Below are 18,588 nucleotides of genomic sequence, written 5' to 3'. Positions count from 1 at the left end.
GATTCAAATGTCCCGGCCCATCAGCCCTTATAGCCAGGCAGCTTCGCGATCACCTTGATCTCGAACTGGAACCCGTACAGCCAGGTCACCCCGATGCCGGTGAGCGTGGGGTAGGGCGCCTCCCCCCAAAACTCGGGCACGACGCCCCAGACGGTCTCGAAGTTCGCCTCCGGGTTGACCACAAACATCGTCACGTCCACCACGTCATCAAACGTGCAGCCTGCAGCGTGCAGCACGGCGTTGAGGTTGCTGAACGCCAGGCGCACCTGGGCTTTCAGGTCGGGCTCGGGCGAGCCGTCCTCGCGGCTGCCCACCTGGCCCGAGACAAACAAAAAACCGTTGGCGCGCACGGCGGGCGAATAGCGGTTGCGCTCGTACAGCGCCTGGCGGCCTGCGGGGAAGACAACATCACGGTGGGGCATGGGATTCCTTTCGTTCTGCAGGGCAGATGATTGCGATGAAAAGGCACTGTAGAAGCGCGCGTTGTTTTGATAAACCGGCTAATCTGCGCACCACTGTTCCTGATCACCAAACAATGACGGGCACGCCGCCCTTTCGGCACGCCTCAACTACCTGTACGCCATGGACCGTTTTGACGCCCTGCAGGCCTTTGCCCGCGTTGTGGAATCCGGCAGCTTCACCAAGGCTGCCCTCACCCTGCACCTGAGCCGCACCACCGTCACGCAGCTGGTGCAGCAGCTCGAAGCGCGCCTGCGCGTGAAGCTCCTGCACCGCACCACCCGGCGCGTGCAGGTCACGCCCGATGGTGCTGCCTACTACGAGCGTGTGGTGCGCCTGCTGGCCGACCTGGACGATGCCGATGCCAGCGTTTCCACCGCCGCCGCCGCGCCCCGGGGCCGCCTGCGGGTGGACGTGCCCAGCCCCTTGGCGCGCCTGGTCCTCATCCCCGCGCTGCCCGCGTTCCACGCGCAGTACCCCGACATCCTCCTGCACATGGGCGTGAGCGACCGCCCAGTGGACATGGTGGGCGACAACGTGGACTGCGTGGTGCGCGGCGGCGCCCTCACCAACCCGGCGCTCGTCGCACGCCATGTGGGCGACCTGCAATTGCGCGTGTACGCCGCCCCCAGCTACCTGCAGCGCGCGGGCACGCCCGAGCACCCGCAGGCGCTGGAAGGACCTCACCATCGCACCGTGGGTTTTCTGTGGGCGCGCACCGGCCAGCCTCTGCCTTTCGAGATGCGCCGCGGCACCGAACATGTGCACGCCCAGGGCCACGACATCTGCGCTGTGGACGACGGCAACGCCTACCTGGCCGCAGGCCTGGCGGGCCTGGGCGTGCTCTGGCTGCCCGACTACATGGCCCGCCCCCACGTGGCCACAGGCGAGCTGGTGCCCCTGCTGCAGGACTGGACGCTGGAGCCGATGCCGCTGTACGTGGCCTACCCACCTCAACGGCATGTGAGCGCCAAGGTGCGGGTGTTCATTGAATGGGTGGCGAGGTTGATGGCGCTGCATGCGCCGGTGATGGGGCGCAGCAGGTAAGTGCTATTGAATAAATAGCTAAGAGAGATTGCTGGACAGGCGCAAGACAGGGTTTTGAGTCAAAAATTCACCACACCAAGTGAAAAATCTGCGGCACCGCCATCACCCACGTCACCCACGCCACGCCGCCTCAATTGCCGCCACGTCAATCTTGCGCATGCCCATCATCGCTTCAAAGGCCCGCTTGGCTGCCGCGCGGTCCGGGTCGTTGATGGCCTGCGTCAGCACCCGTGGCGTAATTTGCCACGACAGCCCCCACCGGTCCTTGCACCAGCCGCAGGCGCTCTCCTGCCCGCCGTTCCCCACAATCGCGTTCCACAGCCGGTCGGTTTCAGCCTGATCGTCCGTCGCGATCTGGAACGAAAACGCCTCGCTGTGCGTGAAGGCCGGGCCGCCATTCAGCCCCAGGCATGGGATGCCCAGCACCGTGAACTCCACCGTCAGTACGTCACCCTGCTGGCCTGCGGGGTAGTCGCCGGGCGCATGCATCACCCGCCCCACGGCGCTGTCGGGAAAGGTGGCTGCGTAGAACGTCGCCGCCTCCAGTGCCGTGCCGTTGAACCAGAGGCAGAGGGTGGTTTTGGGGGACATGGGGTGCTCCTGTTGGGAACCGGAGGATGATCGGGCTGAGCGGGATGGAGCCGAGATTTTGGCAGTTTGTGCGGTGTCGAATAGCTCTTTGAGATTGGGATGGAATGGGCCCGAAGCCGACGGTGGGCTTTGGTTCCCCAAAGCGGTCTGTGATTCAGGTTGCCTTGTAAATCAACCGCAACTGAGAGTTACTATAAAAATGCGTCAATGAACAACCCCGATTACCGCGCGGCTGTCTTCGCAGCAACAGCCAACGATTACGCTGCTGCCAGAGTAGGCTTTGAGAAGCTCATCGCTCAATCGCGAGATGCAGGCGACAACGAATCTTTGGGGTTCCTGCTACACAACCTTGGCGAAGTGGAGGCTCGTGCTGGTTACCCTGACAAAGCACACCAGCTGTACCGAGAAGCGGCTTTGCTTGATCCGTTTAGTCCGCAACCACTGCTCTTCTATGCACAGAGTTTGATCAAGGCATTTGCAGCGCCAAATTTAGTTGAGAGCGTGCTTCAAGAAGCTGAGCAACGTCTAAATTCACCGGCCTTTGACATTCAGCAAGAGCTTCCACGCTCCTACTACGTGCGCCAGTTTGAGCTGCTTCGCGAAGAGCTACGCCGTGCGGCGCCGGCCCCCTGAGCATCAATTGCTGAGTGAATGCTTATCCGTGATGCAACCGACGGCTCTTGGCCGTTGTCTGCCGTTGGTTGTCTGAACCGATAGGCCTTTAACCGTGCTTGGAGCCGCAAATTGTCTTGCCCTTCAGCGCGACCCCGTCCCACCCGCACTCTCCGCCATCTCCAACTGCATCATCACCATGTTGACCAGCGTGTGCACCGAAGGCCGCCCGGTTTCGATCACGTAGTGGGCGGTCTCGCGGTACAGGTGATCGCGCTGGGCGTAGAGGTCGCGCAGCTTGTCCATGGGGTTGCCGCCTTGCAGCAGGGGGCGGGTCTTGTCGTGTTTGACGCGCTTGAAGATTTCTTCGGGCGAGGCGCGCAGGTACAGCACGTTGCCGAACTGGCGCAGCACCTCGCGGTTCTCGGGGCGCAGCACGGCGCCGCCGCCGGTGGACAGCACCATGCCGCCGGGCTGCTGGGCCACGTCGGCCAGCACCTGGGATTCGATGTCGCGAAAGCGGGCTTCGCCTTCGGCCTCGAAGAAGCTGCGGATGGTGGTGCCCAGGGTCTGTTCCAGCCGGTGGTCCAGGTCGATGAAGGGCACACCCGCCCGGTGGGCCAGTTGCCGGCCAACGGTGGATTTTCCCGAGCCGGGCATGCCGACCAGTGCGCAGCGAATCTGCATAGGTTCAAGAAAGAGATCTGGGGGACGGGTTTGCCAGCGGGTATGGGAGGCCACTGCGTGCCGTGACTGGACGCCGAGTGTAAGCCGGGACCTCTGTTGCCATGCGCAGCGGTTGGAACTGGCGCTCCCCCCGCCAGAGACGCCGAGCAAGGGCCGCCCCGCAGCGAGGGCGTTGTCCCCATGCCCGCGCGCAGCGCGAGAGCGGGGGTGAAGGAGCAAAGCTCCTCAGGGGGGTGTCTTATTGAAGAGCGGCATACACCAGCGCCGGGTACAGCTCGCACAGGTACCGCAGCTGGCCGGGCGCCTGCGTGAGCAGGATGGCGAACAGGTCTTCCGCGGGGTCCACAAAAAAGAAGGTGCCGCCCAGGCCGCTCCAGCTGTAGTGCCCGGCCGATCCGGGGCGCGTGGCCTGGCCGGTGGCGGTGCGCACGGCCACGCCCAGGCCAAAGCCGTAGCCGGTGGGCAGGATGTCACCCGCCACGGGCAGGGCGCCCAGGTGGTCGGCGGTCATGAAGTCCACCGTGGCGCGGCCCAGCAAGCGCACCGGGCAATCGGGCCCGGGGGCGGTGCCCCGGCCCAGCATGAGCTGCAAGAAGCGCGCGTAGTCGCTGGCGGTGGACACCAGCCCGCCACCGGCCGATTCGAACACGGGCGGCGCGGTCACGTCGATCAGTGGCATGCCGATGCCGGTCTGCGGGTCGCGCTCAAAGGCCTCGGCCAAGCGGTGCTGCTGCGCGGGAGGCACCGAAAAGCCCGTGTCGTGCATGCCCAGCGGGCCAAACACGCGGCGCTGCAGGATGGCGCCCAGGCTTTCGCCCTCAATCACCTCCAGCACCGCGCCCAGCACGTCGGTGGCGCGGCTGTATTCCCAGCGGGTGCCGGGCTGGTGGACCAGGGGCAGGGGGCCCAGCGCCGCGACCAGATCCGCATTGCTATGGCGGCGCGAGCCGACGCGGGCGGCGCGGTAGGCGTCGGGCACCGTACCAGCCTCCCACGCGTAGCTCAGGCCGGCGGTGTGGCGCAGCAGGTCGTGCACCGTGGCCTCGCGCTGCACGGGGGCGGTGGTGCCGGTGGTTTCGTCGTACACGCGCTGGCCAGCAAACGCGGGCAGGTAGTGCGACACGGGGTGCGACAGCAGCAGGCGGCCTTCTTCCATGAGCATCATCGCCACCAGCGAGGCGATGGGCTTGGTCATGGAGTAGATGCGGAACACCGTGTCGGGCGCCATCGCGGGCACCGCCGACTCGGCGCTGGGCGGGCGCTGGTGGCCCACCGCCGTGTGCAGCACGGTGTGGCCCTGGTGATGGACCAGGGCCACGGCACCGGGTAGCAGGCCCTGGTCCACATGGGTTTGCAGCACGGAGCGCAGGCGGGCGATGGCAGAGGGGTTCATGGCAGATGGAGGCGGGTTTTGAGGCAATTTGGGCCGGTAGCGCTAGTGCATATTGCGCTGGCAGCTATCAAAAAAAGAGCGTATGGGGTAGGCCGTTAATGGGGCTCAGGACGCCGTGCCAGCGGCACGGCTGCGTTCCTGCTCTTGCAGCTCGCGCCATTGCACCTTGCCCGTGCCGGACTTGGGCAGGCTGTCCACCAGCTGGACGATGCGCGGGCTTTTGTAGGCGGCCATGTGTTCGTGGCTCCAGTCGATGATGGACTGCTCGCTCACCTGGCCCTTGAAGGCGTCGCGCAGCACGACCAGGGCCTTCACCGTCTCGCCCCGGCGCTCGTCGTGGGCGGCGATCACGCACACCTCCTGGATCGCAGGGTGGGCGTACATCATGGCCTCGACCTCGGCGGGCCAGACCTTGAAGCCCGAGGCGTTGATCATGCGTTTGAGCCGGTCCACCATGAAGAAGTAACCGTCCTCGTCCACCTGCGCCAGGTCGCCCGTGCGCAGAAAACGCTTGCCGTCCAGCGTGATAAAGCTGTCGGCCGTGGCCTGCGGGTTGTTCCAGTAGCCCAGCATGACCTGCGGGCCGTGCACCACGATCTCGCCAATCTCGCCCGGTGGCAGTTCGGCGAACGTGGCCGGGTCCACCACGCGCGCATCCACGTCAAACACCGGGATGCCCAGGCACTGCGGCTTGGGGCGGTGCGGCGGGTTGATGTGGGTAGCGGCCATGGTTTCAGACATGCCGTAGCCCTCCACGTAGTCCAGTCCGGTCAGGTCCTTCAGCTGCTGCGCCACGGCCTTGGGCATGGCCGCGCCGCCGCCGCGTATGGCCTGGATGCTGCTGATGTCGTAGTCGGCAATGCGCGGATTGGCCAGAAAGTCCACCACCATGGTCGAGATGGCCTGCCAGATGGTGACTCGGTAGCGCTGGATGAGCTGGGCGGCCGCGTCACGGTCCCAGCGCGGCAGCACGACCACGGTGGCGCCCACAAACAGCGGCCCGTTCATGCTGCCCGACAGGCCGGTGACGTGGAACAGCGGCAGCACCGCGAGGTAGGTTGAATCCTGCGTGCGCGCAAACCACTGCACGCCGCCCACCAGTGTGCTCATGGCGCTGCGGTGCGTGTGCATGCAGCCCTTGGGGTGGCCCGTGGTGCCCGAGGTGTAGGGCATCACGCACAGGTCGTCGGGCCCGGTGGTGATGGGGCCCGGGGTGTGCTGCTGCGCCAGCATGTCGCTCCACAGCGTGACGCCCGGCGCATCAATGGTCTGGCGCGAAGCGGAGACGAACGCGGGTACCTGCAGGTCGGTGGGCACCTGCAGGTAGTCGCTGTAGGCGGCCACGATGAGGTGCTTCAGCTTGCCTTCGCCCCCCGCCACATCCACCAACGGCTGGGCCTGCGCATGCAGGTCCTGCGGCACAAAGGCCACGGTGGCACCGCTGTCGTGCACATAGTGGCGCAGCTCGTCGGTGCGGTTCATGGGGTTCACCGGCACCACCACCGCGTTGGCGCGCAGGATGCCGTAGAACGCCAGGATCCACTGCGGGCTGTTCTGCATGTACAGCAGCACGCGGTCGCCCGCCTTCACGCCACACACCTGCTGCAAGAAGCCCGCAATGTGCTCCGCCTGCTGCTGGAACTGCCGGAAGGTCACCAGCGTGTCGTAGAACACCAGAAAAGGCTTGTCCGGGTAACGCGCGGCCGACACCTCGGCGTTGTGGAACAGATGGGTCTGCGGCAGCGTGAGGTGGCGCGACAGGCCGGGCGGCCAATGGGCGAGGTGGCGGTCGGACATGGGGTGGGCCTATCTTCTCAGTGGGTCGGATTCGGGCATAGCGCGATGCAACTGGCGCGGCCCAGGCGCGGGACGCCAAGCAAGCGCAGCGCAGCGAGAGCGGGGGGAAGCCGCGCAGCGGCTTAGGGGGGTGTCTCAAATCAAACTGGCGCCACCGTCCACCACGATGCTTTCACCCGTGATGTGCCGCGAGGCATTGGACGCCAGGAACACCACCGCGCCCTTGAGGTCCTCTTCGCCGCCAATGCGGCGCAGGGGCGTGCGCTCGATCATCGCAGGGCCCAGCTTTTCAATCAGGCCGCTGGCCATCTTGCTCGGGAAGAAGCCGGGGCAGATCGCATTGACGCGAACGCCGTAGTGCCCCCATTCGGACGCCAGCGTGCGCGCAAAGTGCAGCGCGGCGGCCTTGGAGGTGTTGTAGGCAATGGTGTTCATGCCCGGGGGCGTGCCCTTGAGCGCGGCCACCGAGGCCGTGACGATGATCGAGCCCTTGCCGCGCGGGATCATGCAGCGCTTGCCCACTTCGCGCGACAGGAAGAACGGCGCGCTCACGTTCAGGTCCATCACCTTGTGCCAGGCGGCGTCTGGGTAGTCCTCGGCCTTGGCACCCCAGGTGGCGCCGGCGTTGTTGACCAGGATGTCGATGGTGCCAAAGCGCTCGACCACCTGGTCCACCAGGCCGGGGATGTCCTCGGTCTTTTGCAGGTCGTTCACCACGGTCAGCACCTCGTAGCCCATGCCTTCCAGGTGCTTCTTGGCCTCGGCCAGCTCATCGGCCTTGCGCGCGGTGATGGCGAGTTTGGCGCCCATTTCGCCCAGGGCCTCGGCCATCTGCAGGCCCAGGCCGCGCGAGCCGCCGGTGACCAGGGCGACCTGGCCGGTGAGATCGAAGAGTTGCTTGACGCTCATGGAAAAAACGCTTTCGTGCAGAGAGGGGTGAAGGTGAATGAATGCCAAGACCGGCCCGACGGCTTGTGGCCCGCAGGGGGGGGAGGAGGTGAGGCTGGGGCGGCGGTGGCCGCTGTGTCAATGGCGGTCGAGTCAACCGACAGCGACCCATGCTAGCCCTGCCCAGGCACCGTGTAAAACCGGTGCTGTCACCTTTGAAACTCTGTGCGATGCATCCGGCACGGTGCGTGTGGGACAGCGCCTACCCCGCCTCGCGGCTGTGGCGGATGGATGGGGCCGCCGCCAGGCCTTACGCTCGCGGGGATGACCGCGCCCCCTCCGTCCCTGATGGCGACTTCGCTTGCCCGCATCGCCCAGCCCCTGTTGCCCCTGTGGCGCCTGGTGCAGCCGTTCTGGCGCGCCGCGCAGATGTGGCTGGACGCCGATGGGCTGCGCATGAGCGCGGCCATGTCGTTCTACGGCATGCTCAGCCTGGCGCCCCTGCTGCTGCTGTTGGTGGGCGTGCTGGGCTGGTGGGTGGACCGCAGCTACCTGGAGAGCAGCCTGGTCGCCCAGGTGCAGTCGGTGATGGGCCAGCAGGTGGCCGATGTGGTGCGCCAGGCCATGGCCAGCGCCCAGGCCCCGTCCGAGGGGCGACTGGCATCGGCCATCGGGTTTGTGGTGCTGGTCTCGGGCGCCACCGGCGTGTTTGTGGAGTTGCAGTCGGCGCTGGAGCGGCTGTGGCGCCGGGATGGCTACACCCCGCCCCAGCGGGCCGCGTGGTGGCGCATGGCGTCGCTGCGGCTGCGGGGGCTGGCCTATGTGCTGGCGCTGGGCTTTTTGCTCATGGTGTCGCTGGCGCTGTCCACGCTGATCCACCTGTTGGCGGGCTGGGCGGGAGAGCGGCTGACCGTGGCACACCTGCCCACCTTGGCGCCCCTGGCACCGTTGCTGCAGGTCGTCAACGAAGCCATTGCCTTCGGGTTTGCGGTGGCCCTGTTTGTGGGGCTCATGCGCATCGGCGCGGGCCCCAAGCCATCGCTGCGCTACCTGGTGATGGGCGCTGTGGTGGGGGCCACGCTGTTCACGGTGGGCAAGCAGCTGCTGGCGTGGTACCTGTCCACAGCAGCCGTGGTGTCGGCCTATGGTGCGGCGGGCTCGCTGGTGGTGCTGCTCATGTGGATCTATTTTTCATCGGCCATCCTGCTGTTTTCTGCCAGCTGTGCGCAGGCGCTGGAGCAGGCCTTGCACCCCGGGCCACGCCGGCCGGTGGGCTGGGCCCGATGGACGGCTGCGGCCCGCGCGCGGGTGCAGGAGCTGTAAATGTTGGCAACAGCGCACAACAAGCTGGGGCCAGCGCGGCGCCCGGATCGTTCGGGCCGCTGCGATGGTGCCCGTTGCGCTGCCGGGCCGTGCGGGCAGGGCCTATATGCGGGGCCTGGCGCCGCAAGTGCTGGCCAAGCTGGTTTACCGCTGCTTACTGCCGCTTACAAACCGGCCACACCGCAGCGCCCCCCGCTGTGTACCTTTGCACCATCCAGGCCGTTGAAACACCACGGCCCCATTCCGTAGCGGGCGTGCAGCGCACATCTACCTGCCGCCCTGTGCGGATTTCTCCGACATGAACAAGGACATGACCATGAACCTGACTGTTTCTTCTCCTGCCTCGCCCGTACCCGCAGCAGCCCCCGCCGGACCAGCCCTGAAATGGATGTGGGCGGCCATTGGCGCGCTGGGCGTGAGCGTGCTGGCCTTGGGCGCCACCCTGGTGATGCAAAACCGTACGCCCTCGGCAGCAGCCGATGCGACAGCCCCCGCCACCCTGGCGGCGGCCCCCCGCACGCCCGAATCCGAAATCATTGAAGAAAAACGAGCCCAAGCGCCGGTTGTACCCGCCCAGAATGCTATGAATAGCGGAGCAAACTACCGTCCGCAGTCCGGCGGCAGCGCAGGCCGGTCCGGTGACATGGCGGGTGGCATGGCCCCCGGGGGCGCTGCCCAGCCTGTGCGTGCGGCAGCCCCCGTGTGCCGCAGCTGCGGCCGTGTCGAATCGGTGCAGGCGGTTCAACAAGCTGCCCCCGCCACGGGCGTGGGCGCCGTGGCCGGCGGTGTGCTGGGCGCCGTGGTGGGCAACCAGATCGGCAAGGGCAGCGGCCGCACCGCTGCCACCGTGCTAGGTGCCGTGGGCGGTGGTTATGTGGGCCACAAGGTCGAGGAGCGCACCCGCACCCACACGGTGTACCAGGTGGCGGTGCGCATGGAAGACGGCTCGCTGCGCCACTTCCAGCGCGCAGAACCCACGGCAGTGGGCACGCCCGTGGTACTGCAGGGCAAGGGCTTCCGCGTGGATCAGGGCGGCTCGGCCCGGGCGGCAGACCCCTATGCGCAGCCACAGCCCCAGCCAGGTGCGGTGCGGGTGTCGGACACCTACTGAGTCAGGTAGGGAAAAAGCAAAGCCCGCGAAAGCGGGCTTTGCTTTTTGTGTGCGGCGCGGGCTACAGCACCACAGGGATTTCAGTGGCAGGCGGCGTATTGCGGCTGCGCCCGCAGCGCACCAGGCCGTCGATCATCACCATGCCAATGCCCGGGATGTCGCCCAGCTGCACGCTCTCCAGTAGCGTGGCACCGGCGGTGTGCTGGGCGCGGTCCATGAAGACGAAGTCGGCCGCGCGGCCCACCTCGATCAGGCCGCAGTTCAGGTTGCGGATGCGCGCCGTGTTGCCCGTGGCAAAGCAGAACACCAGTTCGGCGGGGATGTCGGCAAAGCTGGAGATCAGCGCAATCATGCGCAGCATGCCCAGCGGCTGCACGCCCGAGCCGGCCGGACCGTCTGTGCCCAAAATCACGCGGTGCGGGCACTTGAGCTCGATGGCCGCCCGCGCGGCCTGGATGGCGATTTTCTCGTTGCCGTTGTGCACCAGCTCGATCGCGCGGGACGACTTCTCGCACAGCTCGCACACATGCTTCCAGGGCAGCGAGGTGTGGCCGCCGTTGATGTGGCCGATCACGTCGGCATCAGCCTCCAGCACCACGTCCTTGTCGATCAGGCCCGAGCCCGGGATGGACGGGCCGCCCGTATGGATGGTGCTCTGGATGCCGTGCTTGCGCGCCCAGGCCACCATCTGCTGGGCTTCGTAGCCCGCCTTGACGGAGCCCAGGCCCACTTCACCCAGCAGGGTCACGCCGGCGTCGGCGAGGTCCTTGAAGTCCTGCTCGGTCATGCCTTTCTCGATCACCGGGGCGCCTGCAATCACCTTCACGCCGCCGGGGCGGAAGTTGTCGAACGAGCGCTGCGCGGTGATGGCCAGCGCCTTCAGGCCCACGATGTCCTTGGGCCGGCCGGGCAGGTGCACTTCACCGGCCGAGACCATGGTGGTCACGCCGCCGTTCATGGTCGAGTCGATCCAGCCGATCTGGTTCTGGCGCGGCGTCCAGTCGCCAAACACGGGGTGCACATGGCTGTCGATCAGGCCCGGCGCCACACAGGTCTGGCGTGCGTCGATCACGGTGTTGGCGTGGTCGGTATCGCAGTCCTTGTAGCGGCCCACGGCCACGATGAGGCCGTCATTCACCACGATGGTGTCGGCGTCGAGGATGGGGTGGTCCAGGTCGCCCGACAACAAAAGACCGATGTTCTGGATGACGACCTTGCCCGATTTGCCGCCTGCTGCTGCTTCTGCCATGGATTCTCCTCGTGGGGTGGTGGGCGGGGCACCACGCGGCACCCCGCAGGGAAAAATCTCTTGTTGATTCAGGCCGCTGCCCTGCCCTTGGGCAGGCTGGGGCCGGGTGCCACGGTGCGCAGCACGCTGTCGATGACAAACGATTCCCAGTGCGCCAGCGCGTCGGGCGTCTCCAGGTCTTCGCCCAGAAAGGCCGACAGCGTGTGCCGGTTGGACATGTAGAAGTAGCCCGTGGCGGCGATCAGCAGGTACACGTCGCGCGCCGACACGTCCTTGCGGAACAGCCCTTGCGCCTGGCCGCTCTCCAGCACGCGGCGGATCACCTCGATGGCGGGTGACGAGTATTCGCGGGCGCGCATCGACTTGGAGATGTGCTTGCCCTTGTGCAGGTTCTCGGTGTTGAGCAGCGTGATGAACTCGGGGTTCTCGCGGTAGTAGCCCACCACAAAGCGGATCACCGCATGCAGCGCCTCGACCGGCTTGGCGGTGTCCAGGTCCAGTTTGGATTCCGCGTCGTTCATGCGCCGGTAGGTTTCCTCCAGCACTTCGATGAACAGGCCTTCCTTGCTGCCGAAGTAGTAATAGATCATCCGGTCGAAGGACTTGGCCGCCTTGGAGATCTTCTCCACGCTGCCGCCTTCGTAGCCGTAGCGGGCGAACACCTTGGTCGCCGCCTTCAGGATGTTGTCGCGCGTGGTCTGTGCGGCCTGCTCGCGCACGCCCGTCTTGCGGGCAGAGGCTGCGCGGGGGGACGCGGTCCGGGTCTTGGTGGGAGTGGCAGACATGGCGGGTCCTGGTGGATGAGGCGGGCCCCGGTAAGGGGGCCGCCGGGGGATCACTGCTCTGCGAACGCGCGCTCGATCACGAAGTCGCCGGGCTTCGTGGTGTTGCCTTCCTTGAAGCCACGCTCTTCCATCATGTGCTTGAGGTCGCGCAGCATTTCGGGGCTGCCGCAGATCATCACGCGATCTTCGGTGGGGTTGAGTGCGGGCAGGCCCAGGTCGCGGGCCATCTGGCCGTTTTCGATCACGGTGGTCACACGGCCCTGGTGCTTGAAAGGCTCGCGCGTCACGGTGGGGTAGTACTTGAGCTGCTTGGTGACCATCTCGCCCAGGAACTCGTGTTGTGGCAGCTCCTGCGTGATGTAGTCGTGGTAGGCCAGCTCCTTCACCTCGCGCACGCCGTGCACCAGGATGACTTCCTCGAACTTCTCATAAGTCTCGGGGTCGCGGATCAAGCTCAGGAACGGGGCCACGCCCGTGCCGGTGGAGAGCATGTACAGCCGCTTGGCGGGCAGCAGGTAGTCGATCAGCAGGGTGCCTGTGGGCTTCTTGCCGACCACGATGGTGTCGCCCACCTTGATGTGCTGCAGGCGCGAGGTCAGCGGGCCGTCGGGCACCTTGATGGAGAGGAACTCCAGGTGCTCTTCGTAGTTGGGGCTCACGATGCTGTAGGCGCGCAGCAGGGGTTTGCCGTTTTCGCCGCGCAGGCCAATCATCGTGAAATGGCCGTTGGAGAAGCGCAGCGCGGTGTCGCGCGTGGTGGTGAAGGAGAAAAGGCGGTCCGTCCAGTGGTGGACCGTCAGGACGCGTTCGTCAAGAAAGGCGCTCATGGTGCGTTAGATGGAAAAGTTGGAAGCAAATAAGGAATTTGGCTGAAGAGCAGGGCCCCATGCGCTCTACAGCGCAATGTTCAGGCCTGAAAGCTTGTGGCTCACAACCCTCCATTGTTCCGCATCTGGCAAAGCCGCTTTTCTTTTGGTGATTGTGGGGAGCGTGGGCGCCAGCTTTTTGTTGAACTGCAGGAAGATTTCCATGCCCTCGGGCAGGTCGTCTTCGGCATAGATGGCGTTGGCCGGGCACTCCGGAATGCACACCGCGCAGTCGATGCATTCGTCCGGGTCAATGACCAGGTATTCCGGCCCTTCCTTGAAGCAATCGACAGGGCACACATCGACGCAGTCGGTGTACTTGCACCGAATGCAGGCGTCTGTCACAACGTGCGTCATTTTGGGGCTCCTCATGCACCATTTTTGGGGGCGCAAAAACACCATTGCAGAGTCTGATCGATTCCGCTACATTGACATCGAATGTAGTGTTCACAACATTTAAGTTAAGTGAATGCTACACAAAATGCAATGCGTGTACAAGCGCTTGCAACAAAGCAATGAATGGGTCGCCACGATGACTGAACACACCAAGACCGATGGGCTGCCGGGTATGGATGCGCCAGAGTTGCCGCAGGTGCTGGAGCGCGCCCGGCCGCGCAACGAGCGCATGAACGCCGCCAAGGTCGAGTGCAATGCGTGTCCGGTGCTGTGCCAGATTTCCGAAGGCCGCGCAGGCGCTTGCGACCGCTACGCCAACCAGGCGGGCGTGCTGGTGCGGCTGGACCCGGTGGTGTTGCTGCGCAAGACGCTGGAGGCGGGTGAGGCCACGCTGGTGCCATTTGCGGGCCGCGCTGAGGCTGCAGAAGATGCTGGGACCGAAGTGGCTCCTGAACCCGCATGGAACGGCGATCTGCTGCTGTCGGAAGAAGTGTTCGTGACAGGCGTGGGCTCATCCACCACCTACCCTGACTACAAGCCCGCGCCCTTCATCGTGGGCTCCAAAACCGATGGCGCGGACATGGTCACCGTGGTCACTGAGGGCATCTTCAGCTACTGCAGCTTCAAGGTGAAGATCGATACCGACCGCTTCCTCGGCTCGGAGCAGGCCAACGTGCGCTGCAAGGGCGAGGTGGTGGGCCATGTGACCACGGCCGAATACGGCTCGCAGATGCTGTCGCTGGGCGGCGTGCACCACCTCACGGGTGGCACCAAGAAGGAAGGCCGCATCACCGCCGAGATGATGCAGGCGCTGGGCAACAAGCAGGCGGTGGAGTTCACCATCGACGGCGGCTCGCAGCTCGTGATCCAGGCGGGGCGTGCGCCCATCGTCAACGGTGTGGCCGAGCAGCGCATGCGCGTGGGCTGCGGCTCGGCGGCCATTGGCATCTTTGCGCGCCAGTTCTTCGGCCATGCGGACGAGGTGGTGGTGGTGGACGACCACATCACCGGCGTGCTCACCGAGCACCAGGCGGGCCGTTGCCTCGACATGAAGCCTTCGGGCATTCAGATGCGCGGGCGCAAGTCCACACCGGGCCGTTACTTTCAGGTGGCCAACCCGGGCACCGGCTGGGGCGGCACCGACATTGCCGACCCGCTGTCCATCATCGAGGGCTGGGACGAATCCGTGGCCTGGCCGGGGCTGCGCTTGTTGATGACCTCCACCACCGGGGAGCATGCCTCCTGGTACGTGCTGGACGAGCAACTCCATCCGGTCGAAGCCGAAATGCCGGCCGAGGTGCGCCGCATCGTGGACCGCATCGGCGAAAACTGCGAGCCCTCGCTGGCGTCTGTGCTGTTCCTTGGCGGAGCCGGCGGCAGCCTGCGCGCGGGGGTCACCGAGAACCCGGTGCTGCTCACGCGCTCCATCAAAAACGCGCTGGTCAACGTGACCTGTGGCGGTGCCCCTGCCTATGTATGGCCGGGCGGCGGTATCACCGTGATGGCCGACGTGCTGCGCATGCCGGACAACAGCTTTGGCACCGTGCCCACGCCCGCCATCGTGGCACCCATCGAGTTCAGCATGCGCCGCGCGGACTACGAAGCGCTGGGCGGGCACACCGAACAAATTCGCAGCCTGCGCGAAGTGCTGGAGCGCGGTGCGTGGCACAACGACGGGGCGCCGCAGGCGCGCGTGTGGCAGACCTTGCCCGCGGCCAATCCGTGGCCGCTGGGCCGCCCACCCCTGCTAGGCTGAGTGAGCCGCGCTGTGAACGCTTGCCGCAAACTCCTTTCCGACGGCCGCTGGCATTTCCAGCATGGCCCGATGGACCTCATCCTTCAGGCCGAAGGGGCGCGCGACGCCGTGGCCCACGCGCACGAGCGCGCCTGGCAACGTTTTGAAGGGCTGCTGCAGGAGCTGGTGAGTGAACTCCCTGGCCTGCGGGCGCCGGTGGGTGCGCACTGCACTTTGCAGGGCGTGGTGGCGCGTCGCATGTGGGCGGCCTGCAGCCCCTACCGCGCAGGCTTCATCACGTCGATGGCTGCGGTGGCGGGTGCGGTGGCCCAGGAAATTCTGGCGTGCTACGACCAGCAGGGCATAGACCGGGCCTGGGTCAACAATGGGGGCGACATTGCGCTGCACCTGGCGCCGGGCCAGTCGGTCACGGTGGGGGTGTACGCTGATATCGCTGCACTCAACGCTGCACAGATGCGCAACGGCTTGGTGCTGGATGGGCAGATCCGCATCGACAGCGACATGCCGGTGCGCGGTGTGGCCACCAGTGGGTGGCGCGGGCGCAGCCAGTCGCTGGGCATTGCGGACAGCGTCACGGTGCTGGCGCGTTCGGCGGCGCAGGCCGATACGGCCGCAACCATCGTGGCCAACGCGGTGGATGTGGCCGATGCGCGGATTGTGCGCAGGCCCGCGTGGCAGGTGCGGGACGACAGTGACCTGGGGGCCATTCCTGTCACCGTGGATGTCCCTGCCTTGCCCAGGGAGCTGGTGGCCCGGGCATTGCACCAGGGGCTGCAAAAAGCGCAAGAATTGCAGTCCAGCGGCCTGCTGTGGTTTGCGCTGCTGGCGTGCCAGGGGCAGTTCGTGGCGACCTCGGCGCCCCAGGCGCTGGCGGATGCGGTATGGCCCCGGGATCCGGCGGTGGCATCGGAAGTTGGTTCAGTATTTGCTTAACGAAATGCACAGGTCTCCAGAATGATCCAGATACGAAGCGTTTTCACCCATCTTGAGGAAATCCGGCACGAATTCGGGCCGGTGGCCGACGTGCCGCTGCTGCGCGGTGCCATCGGCGCGGTGCTGACAAACCCGTTTGCGGGGCGGTACGAGCCCGACATCCTCCCCATGATGGACGCGCTGCAGGACGTGGGGCTGGACATGGCCCAGCGCCTCCTGAAGGCCATGGCGGTGCCTGCCGAGCGCATCGAGACCTATGGCAAAGGCGCCATCGTGGGCGCGGCGGGTGAGCTGGAACACGGCGCGCTGTGGCATGTGCCCGGCGGCTACGCCATGCGCGAACTGCTGGGCTGGAAGGGCGACCGCAACGCCTACGCCAAGGGCCAGGCCGAAGAGAAGACCGGGCAGCCCGCGAATGCGCTGTCCATCGTGCCCTCCACCAAGAAAGTGGGCGGCCCCGGTGCAGCGCTGGATGTGCCGCTCACCCATATCAACGCCAGCTACGTACGCAGCCATTTCGACGCGATCGAAGTGCGTGTTCCCGGCGCGCCATCCGCTGATGAGATCGTGTTCATACTTGCCATGACCACGGGCCCGCGCATCCACGCCCGCGTCGGAGGGCTCAAGGCGGCAGACATCAGCCAGTGGAACGGCCTGCGCTGAGCCGCCCGCCGACCCGCACACCATCGAACAAGACAAGATCCCAAGGAGCCAAAAAATGCCAGCCAAGATTCGAAAGATCATCGTCCAGACCGACGAGGTCCGCGTTGAAATGGGGCGTGACGTTCAGCCCCCGGTGCGCAAGGCGCTGGCCATGGCCGTGATCGAGAACCCCTTTGCCGGACGTTATGTGGAAAACCTCGACGAACTCATCGCCATCGGTGAGGAGCTGGGAGGCCTTCTGGGCGCCCGCTGCGTGCAGGCCCTGGGCATTGCCCCGGGCGATGCGCACAGCTACGGAAAGGCCGCCATCGTGGGCGAGGCGGGCGAGCTGGAGCACGCCGCCGCCATCCTCCACCCCAAGCTGGGCGCACCACTGCGTGTGGCTGTCGAGAAGGGCGCCGCGTTGGTCCCATCCAGCAAGAAGATGGGCGGCCTCGGCACGGCCATCGACGTGCCCCTGGGCCACAAGGATGCGGCTTACGTGCGCAGCCATTTCGACGCCATGGAAGCCCGTGTAGCCGATGCACCGCGGGCCAATGAAATCGTGGTGGCCGTCGTCGTGACCGACAGCGGGCGGCCATTGCCACGTGTCGGCGGCCTCACGGCCTCTGAGATAAAAGGCGTTGACGGCCTGCGCTGAGCCCGGCGCGCGTACAACACACACCTGTCCTGTCTCACCCCCGTTCGATCTCTCTCCAACCATCCTTCAGGAGTCTCCCCATGACGATGCGACGAAACCTCATGCGTGCCACGGCTGCGGCTGCATTGGCCCTTACCCTGGCCCCTGTTTTTGCCCAGGGCGTGATCAAGATTGGCGAGGTCAACAGCTACAAGGCGCAGCCCGCTTTCCTGGAGCCCTACAAGAAGGGCATGGAGCTGGCGGTCGATGAGATCAACGCTGCGGGCGGCGTCAATGGCAAGAAGATCGAACTGATCACGCGCGACGACAACGCCAACCCCGGCGACGCCGTTCGTGTGGCCGAAGAGCTGGTGTCGCGCGAGAAGGTCGATGTGCTGGCTGGCACCTTCCTGTCGAACACCGGCCTCGCAGTGGCCGACTTTGCCAAGCAGAAGAAGTTCTTCTTTCTCGCAGGCGAGCCTCTGACGGACAAGATGACCTGGCAGGGTGGCAACCAGTACACCTTCCGCCTGCGTCCCGGCACCTACATGCAGGCCGCCATGCTGGTACCCGAGGCCGCCAAGATGAAGAAAAAGCGCTGGGCCGTGGTCTACCCCAACTACGAATACGGGCAGTCTGCCGTGGCGGCGTTCAAGCAACTGCTCAAGGCCGCCCAGCCCGACGTGGAGTTTGTGGCCGAGCAAGCCACGCCACTGGGCCGGGTGGACGCCGGCAGTGTCGTGCAAGCGCTGTCCGATGCCAAGCCCGACGCCGTTTTCAATGTGCTGTTTGGCGCGGACCTGTCGAAGTTCGTGCGCGAAGGCAACACGCGCGGCCTGTTCAAGGGCATCGAGGTGGTCAGCGTGTTGACGGGCGAGCCCGAATACATGGACCCCCTGAAAGACGAGGCCCCCAACGGCTGGCTGGTGACCGGCTATCCCTGGTACGGCATCAACACCCCCGCACACAAGGCGTTCGAGCAGGCGTACCAGGCCAAGTTCAAGGACTACCCGCGTCTGGGCTCGGTGGTGGGCTACAGCATGATCAAGTCGGCTGCGGCTGGTATTGCCAAGGCCAAGAGCACCGACACCGACAAGCTGGTCGCTGCCTTCAAGGGGCTGCAGGTGGACACCCCGTTCGGCAAGATCACCTACCGTCCTGAAGACCATCAGGCCACCATGGGCGCGTTTGTCGGTCGCACCAAGAACGAAGGCGGCAAGGGCGTGATGGTCGACTATGTCTACCTGGATGGCGCCGATGCCAAGTACCAGCCGTCCGCTGCCGACGTGAAGAAGTCACGAAGCGCTGATTGATTCCCTCTGAGGTCTGAGGCGCCTGCCGCGCCTCGGTCCCAGCAGACGCTACCGGCAGTCCGGCACAGCCGGATTTCTGGTGGCGCTGGCGGGGGCGCGC

Annotated in this window: 19 protein-coding genes; 9 read left to right on the top strand and 10 right to left on the bottom strand. The window is 65.8% G+C overall.

What is annotated here, in order from left to right:
* Positions 1-20: 20 nt before the first annotated feature.
* On the bottom strand, positions 21-422 hold the full coding sequence (locus ATF69_RS06730) for a RidA family protein (RefSeq protein ID WP_056742291.1): 402 nt from the start codon (positions 420-422) through the stop codon (positions 21-23).
* 160 nt (positions 423-582) lie between these two features.
* On the opposite strand from ATF69_RS06730, the gene ATF69_RS06725 reads away from it, so the two are divergent.
* Complete coding sequence (locus ATF69_RS06725; RefSeq protein WP_146870272.1) at positions 583-1,506, top strand: LysR family transcriptional regulator; 924 nt, start codon at positions 583-585, stop codon at positions 1,504-1,506.
* Between the two features lie 111 nt (positions 1,507-1,617).
* On the opposite strand, the gene ATF69_RS06720 is transcribed toward ATF69_RS06725, so the two are convergent.
* The gene (locus ATF69_RS06720; RefSeq protein ID WP_099731565.1) at positions 1,618-2,097 is read right to left on the bottom strand and encodes a VOC family protein; all 480 of its coding nucleotides are present in this window, start codon (positions 2,095-2,097) and stop codon (positions 1,618-1,620) included.
* 207 nt (positions 2,098-2,304) lie between these two features.
* On the opposite strand from ATF69_RS06720, the gene ATF69_RS06715 reads away from it, so the two are divergent.
* Complete coding sequence (locus ATF69_RS06715; protein WP_143227305.1) at positions 2,305-2,730, top strand: hypothetical protein; 426 nt, start codon at positions 2,305-2,307, stop codon at positions 2,728-2,730.
* 123 nt (positions 2,731-2,853) lie between these two features.
* On the opposite strand, the gene ATF69_RS06710 is transcribed toward ATF69_RS06715, so the two are convergent.
* From ATF69_RS06710 to ATF69_RS06695, 4 genes are all read right to left on the bottom strand, one after another.
* A complete protein-coding gene (locus ATF69_RS06710; RefSeq protein ID WP_099731564.1) occupies positions 2,854-3,396 on the bottom strand; it encodes a shikimate kinase in 543 nt (180 codons plus the stop codon).
* Between the two features lie 238 nt (positions 3,397-3,634).
* The gene (locus ATF69_RS06705) at positions 3,635-4,789 is read right to left on the bottom strand and encodes a serine hydrolase domain-containing protein (RefSeq protein ID WP_099731563.1); all 1,155 of its coding nucleotides are present in this window, start codon (positions 4,787-4,789) and stop codon (positions 3,635-3,637) included.
* A 105-nt stretch (positions 4,790-4,894) separates the two neighbouring features.
* Positions 4,895-6,586: a long-chain fatty acid--CoA ligase gene (locus ATF69_RS06700; protein WP_146870271.1), complete on the bottom strand. Its 1,692-nt coding sequence runs from the start codon at positions 6,584-6,586 to the stop codon at positions 4,895-4,897.
* 135 nt (positions 6,587-6,721) lie between these two features.
* Complete coding sequence (locus ATF69_RS06695) at positions 6,722-7,495, bottom strand: SDR family oxidoreductase (RefSeq protein WP_056057149.1); 774 nt, start codon at positions 7,493-7,495, stop codon at positions 6,722-6,724.
* A 327-nt stretch (positions 7,496-7,822) separates the two neighbouring features.
* On the opposite strand from ATF69_RS06695, the gene ATF69_RS06690 reads away from it, so the two are divergent.
* Together ATF69_RS06690 and ATF69_RS06685 are read left to right on the top strand one after the other, a co-directional pair.
* Positions 7,823-8,797, top strand: coding sequence for a YihY/virulence factor BrkB family protein (locus tag ATF69_RS06690; RefSeq protein ID WP_109790948.1), 975 nt, complete (start codon positions 7,823-7,825; stop codon positions 8,795-8,797).
* A 316-nt stretch (positions 8,798-9,113) separates the two neighbouring features.
* Positions 9,114-9,908: an outer membrane lipoprotein gene (locus ATF69_RS06685; protein ID WP_146870270.1), complete on the top strand. Its 795-nt coding sequence runs from the start codon at positions 9,114-9,116 to the stop codon at positions 9,906-9,908.
* A gap of 61 nt (positions 9,909-9,969) precedes the next feature.
* On the opposite strand, the gene ATF69_RS06680 is transcribed toward ATF69_RS06685, so the two are convergent.
* The 4 genes from ATF69_RS06680 to fdxA form a co-directional block, all read right to left on the bottom strand.
* Positions 9,970-11,157 (bottom strand): amidohydrolase family protein, encoded by a 1,188-nt coding sequence (locus ATF69_RS06680; RefSeq protein WP_121941659.1) that lies wholly within the window; start codon positions 11,155-11,157, stop codon positions 9,970-9,972.
* 68 nt (positions 11,158-11,225) lie between these two features.
* Complete coding sequence (locus ATF69_RS06675; RefSeq protein WP_146870269.1) at positions 11,226-11,942, bottom strand: TetR/AcrR family transcriptional regulator; 717 nt, start codon at positions 11,940-11,942, stop codon at positions 11,226-11,228.
* Between the two features lie 50 nt (positions 11,943-11,992).
* Positions 11,993-12,769 carry a ferredoxin--NADP reductase gene (locus ATF69_RS06670; RefSeq protein WP_056742273.1) on the bottom strand — a complete coding sequence of 259 codons (777 nt, stop codon included), beginning with the start codon at positions 12,767-12,769 and terminating at the stop codon, positions 11,993-11,995.
* Between the two features lie 66 nt (positions 12,770-12,835).
* Positions 12,836-13,165 carry a ferredoxin FdxA gene (gene fdxA / locus ATF69_RS06665; protein ID WP_056057161.1) on the bottom strand — a complete coding sequence of 110 codons (330 nt, stop codon included), beginning with the start codon at positions 13,163-13,165 and terminating at the stop codon, positions 12,836-12,838.
* Positions 13,166-13,340: 175 nt separating this feature from the next.
* Between fdxA and ATF69_RS06660 the strand changes: the two genes are divergently transcribed.
* The 5 genes from ATF69_RS06660 (at position 13,341) to ATF69_RS06640 (ending at position 18,488) form a co-directional block, all read left to right on the top strand.
* Complete coding sequence (locus ATF69_RS06660) at positions 13,341-14,960, top strand: 6-hydroxynicotinate reductase (RefSeq protein WP_146870268.1); 1,620 nt, start codon at positions 13,341-13,343, stop codon at positions 14,958-14,960.
* Between the two features lie 12 nt (positions 14,961-14,972).
* The gene (locus ATF69_RS06655) at positions 14,973-15,893 is read left to right on the top strand and encodes a UPF0280 family protein (RefSeq protein WP_146870267.1); all 921 of its coding nucleotides are present in this window, start codon (positions 14,973-14,975) and stop codon (positions 15,891-15,893) included.
* A gap of 21 nt (positions 15,894-15,914) precedes the next feature.
* Positions 15,915-16,556 (top strand): amino acid synthesis family protein, encoded by a 642-nt coding sequence (locus tag ATF69_RS06650; RefSeq protein WP_146870266.1) that lies wholly within the window; start codon positions 15,915-15,917, stop codon positions 16,554-16,556.
* A 55-nt stretch (positions 16,557-16,611) separates the two neighbouring features.
* Positions 16,612-17,196: an amino acid synthesis family protein gene (locus ATF69_RS06645; protein ID WP_063461058.1), complete on the top strand. Its 585-nt coding sequence runs from the start codon at positions 16,612-16,614 to the stop codon at positions 17,194-17,196.
* A gap of 80 nt (positions 17,197-17,276) precedes the next feature.
* Complete coding sequence (locus tag ATF69_RS06640; RefSeq protein ID WP_015012054.1) at positions 17,277-18,488, top strand: ABC transporter substrate-binding protein; 1,212 nt, start codon at positions 17,277-17,279, stop codon at positions 18,486-18,488.
* Positions 18,489-18,588 lie beyond the last annotated feature (100 nt).

The organism is Acidovorax delafieldii (assembly GCF_007993815.1).
Lineage (GTDB): Bacteria > Pseudomonadota > Gammaproteobacteria > Burkholderiales > Burkholderiaceae_C > Acidovorax > Acidovorax delafieldii.
The sequence above is the reverse complement of the archived record's forward strand: the minus strand, read 5'-3'. Positions and strand labels throughout refer to the sequence as shown.

Bases quoted from the DNA above. Each gene is read 5' to 3' on its own strand.
- ATF69_RS06700 (WP_146870271.1), bottom strand. From the start codon at position 6,586: ATGTCCGACCGCCACCTCGCCCATTGGCCGCCCGGCCTGTCGCGCCAC.
- ATF69_RS06690 (WP_109790948.1), top strand. From the start codon at position 7,823: ATGGCGACTTCGCTTGCCCGCATCGCCCAGCCCCTGTTGCCCCTGTGG.
- ATF69_RS06725 (WP_146870272.1), top strand. From the start codon at position 583: ATGGACCGTTTTGACGCCCTGCAGGCCTTTGCCCGCGTTGTGGAATCC.
- ATF69_RS06645 (WP_063461058.1), top strand. From the start codon at position 16,612: ATGCCAGCCAAGATTCGAAAGATCATCGTCCAGACCGACGAGGTCCGC.
- ATF69_RS06670 (WP_056742273.1), bottom strand. From the start codon at position 12,769: ATGAGCGCCTTTCTTGACGAACGCGTCCTGACGGTCCACCACTGGACG.
- ATF69_RS06715 (WP_143227305.1), top strand. From the start codon at position 2,305: ATGAACAACCCCGATTACCGCGCGGCTGTCTTCGCAGCAACAGCCAAC.
- ATF69_RS06650 (WP_146870266.1), top strand. From the start codon at position 15,915: ATGATCCAGATACGAAGCGTTTTCACCCATCTTGAGGAAATCCGGCAC.
- ATF69_RS06695 (WP_056057149.1), bottom strand. From the start codon at position 7,495: ATGAGCGTCAAGCAACTCTTCGATCTCACCGGCCAGGTCGCCCTGGTC.
- ATF69_RS06710 (WP_099731564.1), bottom strand. From the start codon at position 3,396: ATGCAGATTCGCTGCGCACTGGTCGGCATGCCCGGCTCGGGAAAATCC.
- ATF69_RS06685 (WP_146870270.1), top strand. From the start codon at position 9,114: ATGAACCTGACTGTTTCTTCTCCTGCCTCGCCCGTACCCGCAGCAGCC.
- ATF69_RS06720 (WP_099731565.1), bottom strand. From the start codon at position 2,097: ATGTCCCCCAAAACCACCCTCTGCCTCTGGTTCAACGGCACGGCACTG.
- ATF69_RS06660 (WP_146870268.1), top strand. From the start codon at position 13,341: ATGACTGAACACACCAAGACCGATGGGCTGCCGGGTATGGATGCGCCA.
- ATF69_RS06730 (WP_056742291.1), bottom strand. From the start codon at position 422: ATGCCCCACCGTGATGTTGTCTTCCCCGCAGGCCGCCAGGCGCTGTAC.
- ATF69_RS06680 (WP_121941659.1), bottom strand. From the start codon at position 11,157: ATGGCAGAAGCAGCAGCAGGCGGCAAATCGGGCAAGGTCGTCATCCAG.
- ATF69_RS06675 (WP_146870269.1), bottom strand. From the start codon at position 11,942: ATGTCTGCCACTCCCACCAAGACCCGGACCGCGTCCCCCCGCGCAGCC.
- ATF69_RS06705 (WP_099731563.1), bottom strand. From the start codon at position 4,789: ATGAACCCCTCTGCCATCGCCCGCCTGCGCTCCGTGCTGCAAACCCAT.
- ATF69_RS06640 (WP_015012054.1), top strand. From the start codon at position 17,277: ATGACGATGCGACGAAACCTCATGCGTGCCACGGCTGCGGCTGCATTG.
- fdxA (WP_056057161.1), bottom strand. From the start codon at position 13,165: ATGACGCACGTTGTGACAGACGCCTGCATTCGGTGCAAGTACACCGAC.